Raw genomic sequence first — 13489 nt, 5'->3', positions numbered from 1 at the left:
ACAGATCTGTTGCCGGAAGATCTTCCTCCCTTTTCCTGGTAAGGGGTATTTTTTCAGGAGAGGTGAGACATCCTGTTTTCAAAGTCTCTCTTAGTATAAGGCGGTAGAGCATGCAAGATATTTTAGAAATCGGACTGAAGTTGCTGATTGGTTTTATCTGTCTGCTTATCTTTTTGAATGTAACAGGCAAAACGCAGCTTTCTCAGATGTCACCGGTTGATTTGATCGGAAACCTGGTTCTGGGAGCGATCATCGGTGGTATTATCTACAATCCCGATATCCGGATCCCACAGTTTCTCATTGTGATTCTTCTGTGGAGCGCGATGATGACCGTCGCCCGTTTTCTGAAGATGAGAAATCTGGATGTGCGCCGGATCGTTGCCGGTGAGGTCATCCCGCTGGTGGTTAACAGAAAGTTTATTGTGAAAAATTTCAACCAGACCAATCTGGATATCTCTGACTTTACAACGATGCTGCGTATGCGCGGTATTTTTTCCCTGCGTGATCTGAAGTATGCCCAGCTTGAACCAAGCGGACAACTGACTGTGATTAAAAGCGACGGGGCTGATTTGCCTGTCGTAGTGATTTCGAATGGCCAGGTGATCACCGATAACCTGAAATTTATCGATAAGGATGAGCAGTGGCTCACAGACCTGCTGAAGGAAAAAAACATCAGCAGGAATGATATTTTCGGCGCGGAATGGTCGGAGCGCGGACTGTTTGTTGTTCCGAAAAACCATGAAACTTAAGAGCGTGCTATCGCATCACGCCTGAGGACTGACCTTCTGATCCCATAGAAAAGCCCGGGGGCAGGCCCCGGGTAAAGATCAGAATCCACAGCATCTCATCGATATCACGTTCCGAGCGGCGGGCGACGGACCGGGCGCGGCGGCATGATCTTTTTAGCGTGATCAGCGGATTTTTCGTATACCTTCGATAAGGGTGAAGCCGCTTACTTGTCGTATTTTTCAAAAGGATCCTCAATCACCATGCGCTGCGCTTCCGTATCACTTGTTCCTGCATACAGAACAAACTGAGAATTTCCACGAATTCCGCCCCCGCTGAAGACGATATCTTTAAGGTCAGGTCGCTTGGCCGGTCCATCGATAAAGTCAGCCCTCGTCGCAATGATTTCAACCGGCGTATAATTGCCGGTCTGCGGATCAAGGGTAAAGACCATCGGGTAATAATGTCTGTCGCCTTTTTCATCAAAACAGGCCACATGCCCGAGTATGCCGGCATGGCCATTTTTCAGCGGATGAATATCATTGGCTCCGCCCCATTCTCCTTCGGCAAAATGGCCTTCGAGCATCGGTGCGTCCTCAATCATTTTCACCGTCAGATCATTCAGGCCCGGAATTAGAAAAAAGCCGATCTTCCCCCGGCCGCCTTTTTCACCCTGCGGCCGGGTGAGGACAAGAATGATTCCGTCAGGCATCTGTGCAAGCCGCAGGTCCTTCATGCCCTCCGGACCATTAAAGAACGGTTCAAGTGTCTTCACTGTCTTCCCCTTATAAAGTTCCGTACGCCAGGTCGTCTCGCCACTGTCTTTTCTGTAAACGTGGACACCGCCGAGCACAAGCAGGCCGTCAATACGCGTCATAAACGGATCCTGCAGTGGAAAAGCCGGCATATCCTTCATCAGACGCCAGACCCCATCCTTTTTTTCAAAAAAGGTGGTGACGGACACCTCAGAGTCTCTGGACTCCACCCGCCCGGCGATGATCATCTTCCCTTCATCATGAAATGGAGCCGTAATATTATAGACATCCTTATTTCCAACACCGGAAAACCTCAGTTTCTCAACAAAGCGGGCAGGTTTTCTCTCTTTGTAATACTTCTCCAACAGCGTCCTGCATTCTGTTCCCTGAATCATCCACGGTCCTCCCGAGTTTATTGTAATTGTATCCCTCTAAGAGACAGAAGTATAAACCTGTTGAGATGGATGTCAAGAAATAGACTCAGCATTTTTTCACGTGACTATCCATCTCCGCCCGGTACCATCCGCACCACCTGTCACAATAATAACTTTTTTCTCTAATCCTAACTAAGACACACTCATAGATAAGCGCCTGCCTTTTCTTTTTTTTCATAAAACTTGCCAGTCAAAGAAACTCGGTTATTAATAACCGAAAGGAATTGACGTTTCAGCAAGTTGTTTTTACATAAAAAAAGTCTACTGCTTGTCTTACAAATAAACCCTCAAATGGTTAATATTTCTATTAAGCAGGTCTATAATAGAGTGATAGAAAAGAGGTGATCATGGTGAATATCGGGCTTAGTTTAAAACTGAAACTCAAAGTAACAAGCGACCAGGCAGAAAGGCTTAAAACATTAATGATGATCTATCGCAACGCCTGTAACGAGGTCTCTCATTATTATTTTGATCATCACTTTAGGCTGAATCAGGTACAACTGCACGACCGGCTTTACAATAAACTGCGTCGCGATTATGCACTCAAATCCCAGGCAGCTCAGTCCGTCCTGCTGACTGTGTTAGCCCGCTATCGCTCGGTTCGCACGCAGCTTTCCCATGAGCGTGTGCAAAACGGCTGGAAATTAAATACCAATGGGAACCCCTTGCTGGATACAAAAGGGCACCCCATCCCTGTGTTTACCTGCAAAACCCTGGACCATTTGTGGAAACCCATCCAGTTTGCCCGTCCGCAAGCCGATCTGGTTTTTAACCGGGATTACAGTTTCCTCTCGGACGGCACGCTGTCTCTAAACACCATGGGCAAACGCATCAAGGTCTCATATAGTACGAAAGGATTTAAACAGTACCTTAACCAGGACTGGAAGCTTGGCACAGCTAAACTTGTTCAAAGGCGGGGAAAATTTTTCCTGCATATCGGAGCAACCAAAGAAGTACCCGACTTTGAGACGCAAAACGTCAAGCACGTGGCAGGTCTTGACCGGGGCCTCCGTTTTCTTGTTACCGGTTACGATGAAAAGGGAAAAACGCTCTTTATCAACGGTAAAGAAATCATGCACACGCGCAGCAAGTATAAAAAACTTAGGGGGCAGCTTCAGGCTAAAGGCACATACTCAGCGAAACGCCGACTCCGAAAGATCGGACAGCGAGAAAAACGTTGGATGGCAGACATCAACCATCAGATTTCAAAGGCACTCGTCGCCCATTACGGAGCAAATACCTTGTTTACACTGGAAGACTTAACCGGCGTACGTTTTGCGACCGAAAAGGTGTCCAAAGATCGTCGCTACGAACAGGTGTCGTGGGCATTCTATCAACTGGAACAGTTTTTAACCTATAAGGCCCGTTTAAACCAAAGTGAAGTCATTAAAGTGGATGCTCATTATACGAGCCAGCGATGTCCCAAATGCGGAAAGATTAATAAAGATCATCGTCGCCACGAAACGCACGAGTACGTTTGCGAAAACTGTGGCACCCGCAGTAATGACGATCGCATTGGCGCGATGAACATTCAGTTACTCGGGACACAATACGTCAGTGGAGTCGCTGCTCCGCATTTTGAAAAAGACTAATGGTTGGCGGGTAAACCTGCCAGCAAAACGGGTGCTGTCAATCATCCGATCCCAGCGGGCTGGGACAGGCTTTGGTGAAAACCCCAAGCTTGATGATGCGACGCCGGTGAGCGATCACGCTCACAAAAAGAGTGGGAGCATGCCTCTGTTGCATGACGTTTGTACCACTGAGGCAGTTGCAAGCCTTCGACTTCAGTCGAGGGTCATTGATCCTCTAACTTCGATTCTTATTATAATAGCGCTTACATCACTAATTAAGACGACGTTTTTCACAGCCTTTTGAAAAATACCGAATGAATGGATTGCCTTTCAAAATTTTTGTATACAAGCCCTTCTGTTGCTTTCGTATTCATTTGTTATTGATCGTGCGGGTATCTTACAATATAGTAAAATATAGTAAGAAGAAGCAGATGGACCCTGTTTCAGTTTGAGTGGAGGGATACATATGGCACTTATGACGACCCGATTCTATTCGGAAACGCTTCAGCTCGACACAACGGTGAACATCATCATTCCGGATAAGTTGCAGAAAGATCATCCACTGGCCGTGCTTTATCTATTGCACGGACTCTCAGATGACTCCAGTACCTGGCTGATGCATTCATCCGTGTTGCGCTATGCAGAAAACCGCCCGTTTCTTATTATCATGCCTGACGTGCATCGCAGTTTCTATACAGATATGGCTTTCGGTAACCATTACTGGACGTATCTGACGAAAGAACTTCCGAAAAAAATAAAGGGCTGGTTCCCTGTCGAAAGCGTGCGCAGCCGGACATTCGCCGCCGGATTATCGATGGGGGGATACGGTGTACTGAAATGGGGGTTGAACGAACCTGAAAAGTTCTCAGAGATCTTCTCCATGTCGGGCGCCGTGGACGTCAGGGGGATGCTGGACCGGAAGCCTGAGATGATGCACGATTTCAGGACCGTTTTCGGCGACCCGGAAAAGTGGGAGCACTCAATCAATGACCTTTTTAGCCTCGTCGATAAAGTCGCCGGCACCTCCGGACCGAAACCGGTCATCCACCAGTATTGTGGAACCGCCGATTTTATGTATCAGGACAATCTGAAATTTAAAGCAAAGCTCGATGAATCAACCCTGCCGCATACGTATGATGAAAAGCCTGATGTCGGACACGAATGGAGATACTGGGATGAACTGATCCAGAGGGTCCTGGATCATATTGAAAAAAAGATAACAGAGTGACTGTGATTCAAAGGCGACGTGAAAAAGCTCCAGACGATGATGATCTGGAGCTTTTACTGAGTGTTTTTATTTTTTCTTAATCGTTATCGACCACTGTGCCGGTCCCATTTTTTCAAATTTAGTAATGCCGTGCCCGGCTTCAGCCGCTCTCCAACTTTCCAACTGCTTACAATAACGACGCCAGCAGCCCGACGTATTCTTTCAGCGCCACAAAGGTCTCCCGGCCGCTTCCCGGTACAAACTGTCCGGGGTAAATCTTCAGCTGCCTGCTGACGAGGTAACCGGTCGGGTACGGCTGAACAGTCACATCCAGCTTACTGAAATTCTGTACCGCCCGCGGCATATGATAAGCGGAAGTCACCAGAATCGGATGATGAAACTGCTGCTGCTCCAAGATCCGCTTTGTGTTTTCCGCATTCGTTCTGGTGGTAATGCTTTGGTTTTCGGGAATAATTTTCTGAGACGGAACACCCATCGCGATCAGCTGCCGCCTGCCGATCTCTGCTTCTGTCCCGCTGTCGGAGTAAACCTTCCCGCCCGAGAGGATGACCGGCAGGCCGGTTTCGCGGTATAGCCGGACGACAGTGATCAGCCTGTTCGCCGCATCTCCTCCTAAATTCCCGGTCCCGTTCAGGTCAGGCGTACCAAGCGTCGCCCCGCCGCCCAGCATCACAATCACGTCACCGTCCGGACGAGCCGGCTGCGCGTAACGGTTCTCCAGCGGATGAAGCAGAAGAATGCCCGTCAGCGGGATGAACGCGAGATACTGGAGCAGCCCAAGCCCCAGAAGCAGATAAGCAAGTTTCCGCCTGCGCCTGAACAGCCGGATTCCCATCACAAACAGTAAAGTGATGAATAAGCCGGGCGGCAGGATAAAACCGTAGATGAATTTTATAACATATTCCATTATCTTTTCCTCAGTTTCAGCTTTTTATTTCTCTTAGTTATAATACATTTAGTAAAACTGCCAGTGTGACCATACTGGCCAGGGTCGTGATCAATGTACAGCTGGAGACGAACTGCGGTTTTGCATTGAACTGAATCGCATAAAGCGTCGTATTTGCCGCACTCGGCATCGCTGCCATGACAATAATCACATTTGTGAGTAAGGTACTGATCGGGAAAAACAGACAGACCGCATAAGCAATCAGCGGTGAGACAATCAAACGGACGACGGTAACCAGACTGATCCCGCCCCAGTTCATCCGCCGCACTTCCACATTTGCCAGCTGCATCCCGAGAATAATCATAATAAGCGGGATTGACGTATTACTGATCATCTGGATGCTTTCCATAAAATTACCGGGAATCCGGATATGAAGCTCCTGCAAGAGAATAGCTGGTATAATGGCATAGTTCATCGGCTGTTTCAGCACCGTCTGTAAAGCGGTCTTTGCTCCGCCCCGCCCGTTTGCCGCAATATAGATCCCGACAACGCCCATCAGAATCGCATGAAAAACCATCAGCGGCAGGGCATCGGCCACCCCGGCTTTCCCGAAAGCAAACAGAATGATCGGGATACCGTAATTGCCGCTGTTGGGAAAAATCGTCGACAGAAGAAAGGCGTTTGTCTCCGCTTTTTCATAACGAAACAGCCGGCACACAATGACGCCGATCAGGATCAGCAGCACCATAATCAGAGTCGATGTGACCGCAATATAGAAAAAGCTCATATTAAGCGGCGTTGTGTAAAAGGTGTCGAATACCAGAAAAGGCAGAAGCAGATAGACGGCAACCGTCGAAATCGGTTTAATATCCAGCCTGAAAATTTTCTGAACCAGGTAACCGCTCAGAAAGATCATAAAGACCGGCAGAATCACATCAACAAATTGTAAAATCAGAGGTCCCTCCAACAGAGTTATAGCCTTATCATGCTTCAATCAGAAAAATTCGTCAATAAGATGGCATCCGGCGTGTGTAACAGAACAGCTGTCACAGAATGAAGAAGCCTGTACTCCGCTTTAGCGGACACAGGCTTCTTCTTACGATAAGTATAACTCTGTTTCAGTTGTGGCGTCAGAGATCAGTACGCTTCACTTTCAGAAGTTGTCTGAACCTTCCGATCCTCGATTTTCATCCCGACGATTTTCAGTTCACCCGGAGCTGTTTCTTTCAGCTGATAAGTATTTTTCAGTGTGAAAGTAATGTCTTTTCTGTCCCCTGTCTCGTCATCTGTAATGGTTTCGTCCCAGCTTTCATTGGCTTCAACACTGTAAAGTCCCTTACCCTGACTCTTGAGATTATCCAGATCATAAGAATTAATCGATTCCGTGACGCCGTTGTCATAGAATTTCTGAGCGCTTTTCAACTGACTATTGGAAAAATCAGTGCCTGTTTCAAAAAAGGAGGCAAAGTGGTCCATCTCGCCATAAGATACGGCACTCGCATTGGCGTTGTAATAATCGTCAAAGTAGGTTTTCAGCGTCTCCATATTCGCCTGATTATCGGTTCCATCGAGCGTATAAAAATCACCGTTTTCCACATCTTCAAAATAAAGGTCGATGCCGTCACTTTCGGCTTCATCCAGGGTAACGGTATCATAATCAGACTCATCGGAGACAGACACCGTCTCCGATTGAATGGAATGCCCGTTTGCCGTATATCTGGCATAAAAAGTCGGTGTATCATCCTTCTTGAACGGCCCCCATTCACCGGACTGAGCAACCGTTTTACCTGTATCTTTATTATTGACATAAAGCTCGGCAACAGGGATATTACTGCTTAACGAAATATAAGTCCCGGAAAAATCAACCTGCCTGTCATCCGAAGTCAATGTCTTTTTTTTCGTCTGATCCATCGCATCTGAATGGCCGTAGAACGTATAGATGCCCGGAATCACCCCATCGAGTTTAATCGTCTGCGGTGAATTGCTTTCTGCTTTTTCTGCCGTTTTCCCCTTACCGGCACCTGTGATCCCGATAACCATGTTTTTCAGGTTCGTCGTCACTTCCGGATAAATGAGTTCTGTTGCAATCTGATAATGATCGAACAGGAGATATTGTTTTCCGGCTTTATGCAGATAGTACGGGGTATGGCCGTATCTGACGTGATTCGCCGCGTGTGCCGTGTTTTCCAGTGACTGAACAATGTCTGAATACGTATCCGGATCATTTTTAAACCAGGCCAGCATGGCTTTAACCTGTGTATCTGTCATTTTAACATCCTCATAGGTATAGATCATGCCTTTCAGTTTATCGATATTCTGATCCTCGACCGCCTGTTCAAACGCATCAACCGTACGGACCGGATCGGTCAGGTACTTTCCCATAAAGTACAGGCCGGCAAGAATGATAATCAATGAAACCAGCGGGATCATAATGGCTTTTCTATGTATCCAGGACTTTCCGGTAGCGGGCTGCCTCTCCGTTACAGTATCGGCAGATTCAACTGCCGCGTCACGGGGAGGTACGGCAACCATCTGACGCTCCTCATGCTCTGAGGCGTGCTGATCTTCATGGACTTTTTCAGCAGACGCATCAGGCGCATCCTCATGAAGAGCAGAGGATACAGGAGGTTCGGTTTCCCGGTCGTTCCCCTGCTCTTTCCCATCCGCCGGCGGAACCGGTGCACCGCACGTCCCGCAGAACTTTGCCCCGTCATGAAGCGGGGCGCCGCAATGTTTACAATACAAATCACAAACCTTCTTTCCTGTAAAAATTTAGAAACAGGTCCATTATACCATGGACATGGATCCAATTAATCGACCATGGAACAAAAAAATTGAATATTAATGCAACGGATCAATCAGCCGGCTTATGAAAGAAAACAGAACATGGATCATCTACTGAAAATCGACATTTTGCCGGATGATGTTGTCTGGGGATGGCTCGACCGTTATAATGACTTTGTACCCGCGAAAAAATATCGATGCGAAAAACCACTACGGAAAGAGGGATCACTCTTTGTCCAGGAAAACCGATAACGAAAATACAAGGGAAGGGATTAAAAAATCGAGGAAGAAGCACCGGGTCCTTCGCTATACCCTGCTTATCCTCGCACTTCTGATCGTCTCCGGAACGGCGTTCGGTATCTATAAATATAATACGCTGAAACCTGTGAACCATTTTAAAGACCTCGATGTCATCGGCGTTTCACCGGATAATGGAAAAAAGCAGGCCCCTGAGCAGAAATCGGGAACATTCAATGTCCTTCTGATCGGCTCTGACGCGCGCAAGGGAAATACAGCGAGCCACACCGATTCTATGGTATTAATTCACGCCAACCTGAACAACCATACATACAACATGCTGAGTATCCCCCGTGATACACGGGTATACATGCCAGGTTACGGATACACCAAACTGACGAGTGTCCAGTACATATCTCAGTCGAAAAAAGGCACACAACAGGGAATTGTTGATGCGGTCAAGGCTGTCTCCCGTCTGACCGGAGTTCCCATCAACTACTATGCAGAAACCAACTATTGGGGTCTTCAGGATATGGTCGACACACTGGGGGGTATCGACATCAATCTTCCCTTTAAAGTCACCCTGACCCACCCCTGGTATCCGGAAAACAAGGGAAAGACGTTCACAGCCGGCACCCATTCGGTCAACGGCAGGATGGTTGCCGAACTGACGCACGAACGCTACTCGCTGCCCGGTACCGATTACGGCAGGCAAAAGATCCAGCAGGCCGCACTGATTGGTATTGCGAAAAAAGTCATGCACCCTTCCAATGTCACGAAACTTCCGGCCCTTTCAAGGTCACTTTCAAAATTCCTGATTGCAACAAACATGTCAACTGAAGACATGGTCAGCGTCGGACTCGGCGTCAAAGGGGATTTTCATCCGGAAGAACAGATTAAGTACCGTCAGGTCAAAGGGCGCGGAGCAACCATGTATGATGATGTTCTGGAGAAAAACAACAGCCAGATTATCTTAAATGAATCAGAATTGAAAACAGTCATAAAGAAATACTTCACCAACTGATCATCAGAAACCCCCGGAAGCGGTCTTCAGCCGTTACCGGGGGTTTCATCCTTTAGCCATTAGTTTTACGAAAAACTAAGCCTCTGGCAGCGTCAGGTTTTTATTCGTGTTTCAGATTCCGGACCTGTTCAGCCAGATGAAGCAGTTCCACGAGCAGCTCATGACTTTTCGCTTCCAGATGGTGTTTCTTTGCCACCCTGACAATATAGCCATTAATATAATCCACTTCCGTCGGCCTGCCATTCACCATATCCTGATACATCGACGGCCGGTGCAGCGGATTAACCTGCGAACTTTCGTGAAAAATGATTTCCGCCATCTCTTCGCGGCTTTGCATGAACCGTACACCATCGGCCAGCCCGGCGTCGTACCCTTCATCAATCAGACGCTTCGTCAGTCCCGCCGCTCCTGAATAGGCGACATACTGACCCATCGTGATATCCATCAGTGTGCAGAGGGTGTTAATGACGGAATTCATCAGCAGCTTACTCCACAGAGTCCCCAGATAATTCTTGTGAAGCGTCGGATTCATTCCGGCCTTCCGGAATTCTTCCACAACCTGACGGGTAAAAGCATCCGGTTTCTCAGTGACATTTGCCAGATGGGTATGACCGGCGCCTTTTGCCCCCATAAAATCTACTTTCCCAGGGGCATCCAGCACCGATGCAATCAGTGCGATACCGGCAATAATATGCTGATCCGGGACATATTGACGGATGACATCAACAGACCCGATCCCATTCTGATTCGTCAGGACATATGTACGGTCTCCGATAAAATGACTGCAGGCAGCCATCGCCTCCTCCGACTGCATCTGTTTCACGAACAGGATGACAAGTTCCGGCTCTTTCGGATATTCTGCCGGCCGATAAATATTCACCGGCACAAGGTGCTGATTCTGATGGTCGCGCGAAACATAAACACCGCCCTGCTCTTTAATTGCCTGATAACTCGGTTCCCATGGCTCGACAAAGTCCACTTCATTTCCCGCTTCCTGCAGCAGGATACCATAACGCAGACCCATAGCGCCCGCGCCAATGACAGCTATTCTCATCTCAATCTCTCCCTCACTCTGATCTGTCTGTTCGGCTGGTCTCAGTTCTATTCTATCAAAAATAAGAGAGGATGGAACGCTGAAAAACAGACAGGAAGTATCTGGCGATTTTTGTCGATTTACAAGGATCCGATGCATCCTTATACACAGGCGCTCCTGTCAGCCATTCCTGTTCCCAATCCGGCAGAAGAGCGCCGAAAAAAACGCGTGGTACTCGAAGGTGAACTGCCAAGTCCGGTCAATCCGCCGACCGGCTGCAAATTCCGGACCCGGTGCCCGCTCGCGACAGACAGATGCCGGGAAGTGCCGGAATGGCGTGAAATCAGACCGGGGCACTGGGTCGCCTGCCACTACAGCAAAAGTGATCAGCCGTAACAGGCGAAACCTTCAGTCAGATCCCGGGCGTCGGCTGATCTTATGTTCTGTTCCATTCTAATATTGAAAAAAAGGGTGTTCCAAAAGTCAGCTTTTGGAACATCCTTTTTTTCTTTATTCCCGTTATTCTTCAGCTCATTCGAACAGGCCTAATTTGGCTGTTTCGCGTTCGACGTTGATCTTTTCCCGCTCTCCCGGTTCCAGAAAGAGTTTATTCAGCAGTTGTTCATCGCGCTGTGTTTTCTTAAATGTCAGCTGACGTACCTGAGCAGGTATTTTCTTATAATTATTGGTCAGATCAGCCTGGATTTCTTCTGTATTGATGGTCGTATTTTCTTCCTGAAACCTGTTCGGCTCCGGCTTACTGCTACTGTCCCCGCCATACCCGGATACAATGATAAAGGCCAGAGGCAGGGCCCCGGCAAGCAGCCATCTTTTACAGTGTTTCACTTTCATGAGCCTTCTCCTCCTTTATATGATGGATGACTTCCCTGATCCCGATCACAGCAAGAGCCGGGATCATCAGTACAGCCAGTGCCACCATGCCTTCAAGGAACAGAAAGGAAGCCTCTCCATAAGCAATCGACAGGTAGACATCGGCCGCCGGATTCTGATAGGCAAAACGCTCCAGACTGTTTTTCAGCAGCGGCAGCGTAAAGTAAACGATCAACCCGGTGATGAGCAGCACGCCGACCATATCGGAGATCTGCCAGGCTTCACGGACCCAGACTGAAATGACGGCGATCAGTCCCAGAGTAAAGAAGCTCCACATAATGACTCCACTGCCCTCAAGTCCGTATTGCGTGATGCCATAGGCGACGATTGCGGCAGATGAAACCAGTGCCAGCAACGATGAAATCACAGCATTGAGGATTCGACTCAGATTCCGGTAATGGTAGCTGAAGTATCCGATGAGAATACTTGCGACCAGAACGGCAAGCAGTGTCAGAAACGGCTGTTCAGTCGGCGCCGCGTCCGTACTTGTGTCTGCGGGATCATCATGCTCTGCCTCGGCGATGTTGTTCGGACCGCCAGGCTGCAAGCCCGCGAGATTGACCGGACTGACAAGCTGCTGATAGGCAGACGGATTACGATTTCCGGGTTCACCGGTATTCCCGAGCGTCCGGGCGATGGCATGACCCAGCTGCGCTGTTGCCTCAACATTCTGTCCCCAGTTACCGCTCAGCTGATTGGCATCGCTCTGGACGCCATTGACCAGTGAGCGCACGTCCTGTGAAGACTTCAGAATGGCGGACTGACTGTCAGCGATGGACTGGATGCCTTCCTCGATCGTATTCAGCTCGTTAAAGGTATTGCTCTTAAATGACAGTACAAAGCCCTTGTCAACATCTTTGAATGTTGGATCCGGTTCAGTCAGGACAAGCGGCTTAGCTACGTTCTCAACCTGTTGCTGCATATGGGACATATTGTTTAATAAGACGTTTTGCGCTTTTTCTAATTCCGCTTTTTGAATGTCTAATGCATCATTGTATTGCTTAATTGCATGATCGTATTGACCCTGTATTGATTTTTCCGTGTCGTTCATTGTTTCCCGTTGATCAACCGTTTGAGCTTCCTTATTTATTCCATCCAATCCGTACAGTGAAGAAATCAACTGCCCGGTTACCTGTTCCATCCAGCTTCCGGTCTGATCGAATGCACCTCCTAATTCTACAGAATCTGGTCGTTCTGGTTCTGTAAGTTCCATATCTTCCGGTGCAGATAGAGCAGGATCATCAGGCTGAATCAGATCAGAATAAACGGGCTGGACAGGCTGGAAAGTGGTCACCATTTTCAGCAGATTGCTTAGGCTGTTTTTCGTATTCATCAGGAGTAATTGGTAAGATCTTAATTCAGATTCCCTATAATTCTTATTCGGATCTGTATCGATAAACAGTGACTCTTCACTGAAATCAGCGTCGTCATCAATTTTACTTAAGTCAAGATCAAACTTTGTTATATTCGCATTATTCGCCAATCCATTATTTTGATTACCTATTTCATTTTGGATGTCACCGATACTTTTTAATAGGGCCGGCCCATCTTTCCCATTCTCCGTGTCGGTGATGACCTCAGGCTTTGATATTTGCTCAAGAGTCGATATATCACTTCGTACATTGTTAAGTGCGACAGTGGTCATTGCCTGAAAGAAGTCTTGATATTTCTGATATTGATCCTGCCCGATGCCCTCACGTTTCAATGCCTGTTTATATAAATTCAGGGCTTCATTATAGTAAACCCTGAATTATTCATAGCAGCTTATTTTCTATGGTTTAGGTGGTAATTTCGCAAAGGATTTTACAGATTTTTACTAAGCGAACAACTTAACGATGATTTTGAATGCCTGTTGGCCCGCATGGAACATGCGGACAGCCATTTTCTCGTTTTCAGGGCAGACGAATCCCGTCGTTTCCA

General features: G+C 47.8%; 11 protein-coding genes and 1 pseudogene. 5 read left to right on the top strand and 7 right to left on the bottom strand.

The annotated features are described in order from the left end of the window. The first annotated feature begins 110 nt into the window (after window positions 1-110). Window positions 111-749, top strand: a complete 639-nt coding sequence (locus tag EWH91_RS10875; RefSeq protein WP_129930064.1) for a DUF421 domain-containing protein — start codon at window positions 111-113, stop codon at window positions 747-749. 203 nt (window positions 750-952) lie between these two features. Here EWH91_RS10875 and EWH91_RS10870 read toward each other — a convergent pair whose 3' ends face one another. Continuing rightward, window positions 953-1876 carry a DUF1861 family protein gene (locus tag EWH91_RS10870; RefSeq protein WP_129930063.1) on the bottom strand — a complete coding sequence of 308 codons (924 nt, stop codon included), beginning with the start codon at window positions 1874-1876 and terminating at the stop codon, window positions 953-955. A 386-nt stretch (window positions 1877-2262) separates the two neighbouring features. Between EWH91_RS10870 and EWH91_RS10865 the strand changes: the two genes are divergently transcribed. Next, window positions 2263-3507, top strand: a complete 1245-nt coding sequence (locus tag EWH91_RS10865; RefSeq protein WP_483315835.1) for an RNA-guided endonuclease InsQ/TnpB family protein — start codon at window positions 2263-2265, stop codon at window positions 3505-3507. 445 nt (window positions 3508-3952) lie between these two features. Next, the gene (locus EWH91_RS10860) at window positions 3953-4714 is read left to right on the top strand and encodes an alpha/beta hydrolase (RefSeq protein ID WP_129930061.1); all 762 of its coding nucleotides are present in this window, start codon (window positions 3953-3955) and stop codon (window positions 4712-4714) included. A gap of 166 nt (window positions 4715-4880) precedes the next feature. Here the strand turns inward: EWH91_RS10860 and EWH91_RS10850 are convergent, their stop codons facing one another. The 3 genes from EWH91_RS10850 to EWH91_RS10840 form a co-directional block, all read right to left on the bottom strand. Then, the gene (locus EWH91_RS10850; RefSeq protein WP_129930060.1) at window positions 4881-5621 is read right to left on the bottom strand and encodes a YdcF family protein; all 741 of its coding nucleotides are present in this window, start codon (window positions 5619-5621) and stop codon (window positions 4881-4883) included. A gap of 37 nt (window positions 5622-5658) precedes the next feature. Beyond that, window positions 5659-6567 (bottom strand): AEC family transporter, encoded by a 909-nt coding sequence (locus tag EWH91_RS10845; RefSeq protein ID WP_240697338.1) that lies wholly within the window; start codon window positions 6565-6567, stop codon window positions 5659-5661. A gap of 170 nt (window positions 6568-6737) precedes the next feature. After that, window positions 6738-8345 carry a zinc ribbon domain-containing protein gene (locus EWH91_RS10840; protein WP_165364308.1) on the bottom strand — a complete coding sequence of 536 codons (1608 nt, stop codon included), beginning with the start codon at window positions 8343-8345 and terminating at the stop codon, window positions 6738-6740. 271 nt (window positions 8346-8616) lie between these two features. Between EWH91_RS10840 and EWH91_RS10835 the strand changes: the two genes are divergently transcribed. Continuing rightward, window positions 8617-9645: an LCP family protein gene (locus tag EWH91_RS10835; RefSeq protein ID WP_240697337.1), complete on the top strand. Its 1029-nt coding sequence runs from the start codon at window positions 8617-8619 to the stop codon at window positions 9643-9645. A gap of 100 nt (window positions 9646-9745) precedes the next feature. On the opposite strand, the gene EWH91_RS10830 is transcribed toward EWH91_RS10835, so the two are convergent. Continuing rightward, window positions 9746-10699, bottom strand: coding sequence for a ketopantoate reductase family protein (locus tag EWH91_RS10830; protein WP_129930057.1), 954 nt, complete (start codon window positions 10697-10699; stop codon window positions 9746-9748). A 117-nt stretch (window positions 10700-10816) separates the two neighbouring features. Between EWH91_RS10830 and EWH91_RS10825 the strand changes: the two are divergent. Beyond that, window positions 10817-11074 (top strand): annotated as a pseudogene (locus EWH91_RS10825) (oligopeptide/dipeptide ABC transporter ATP-binding protein); the annotation flags it as partial. Window positions 11075-11209: 135 nt separating this feature from the next. Here EWH91_RS10825 and EWH91_RS10820 read toward each other — a convergent pair. Together EWH91_RS10820 and EWH91_RS10815 are read right to left on the bottom strand one after the other, a co-directional pair. Further along, a complete protein-coding gene (locus tag EWH91_RS10820; RefSeq protein WP_129930056.1) occupies window positions 11210-11530 on the bottom strand; it encodes a type VII secretion EssA family protein in 321 nt (106 codons plus the stop codon). Next, entirely contained in the window at window positions 11511-13274 is a 1764-nt protein-coding gene (locus EWH91_RS10815; protein WP_129930055.1) for a hypothetical protein, read from the bottom strand. Before EWH91_RS10815 ends, EWH91_RS10820 begins: the two co-directional genes overlap by 20 nt. Window positions 13275-13489 lie beyond the last annotated feature (215 nt).

Origin of the sequence: Sporolactobacillus sp. THM19-2 (assembly GCF_004153195.1) — a bacterium.
Classification (GTDB): domain Bacteria; phylum Bacillota; class Bacilli; order Bacillales; family Sporolactobacillaceae; genus Sporolactobacillus.
Note: the sequence above shows the minus strand (reverse complement) of the source record. Positions and strands in the feature narration are given on the sequence as shown.

Coding starts and splice junctions, on each gene's coding strand:
- EWH91_RS10860 (WP_129930061.1), top strand. CDS start 3,953: ATGGCACTTATGACGACCCGATTCTATTCGGAAACGCTTCAGCTCGAC.
- EWH91_RS10830 (WP_129930057.1), bottom strand. CDS start 10,699: ATGAGAATAGCTGTCATTGGCGCGGGCGCTATGGGTCTGCGTTATGGT.
- EWH91_RS10870 (WP_129930063.1), bottom strand. CDS start 1,876: ATGATTCAGGGAACAGAATGCAGGACGCTGTTGGAGAAGTATTACAAA.
- EWH91_RS10875 (WP_129930064.1), top strand. CDS start 111: ATGCAAGATATTTTAGAAATCGGACTGAAGTTGCTGATTGGTTTTATC.
- EWH91_RS10865 (WP_483315835.1), top strand. CDS start 2,263: ATGGTGAATATCGGGCTTAGTTTAAAACTGAAACTCAAAGTAACAAGC.
- EWH91_RS10820 (WP_129930056.1), bottom strand. CDS start 11,530: ATGAAAGTGAAACACTGTAAAAGATGGCTGCTTGCCGGGGCCCTGCCT.
- EWH91_RS10850 (WP_129930060.1), bottom strand. CDS start 5,621: ATGGAATATGTTATAAAATTCATCTACGGTTTTATCCTGCCGCCCGGC.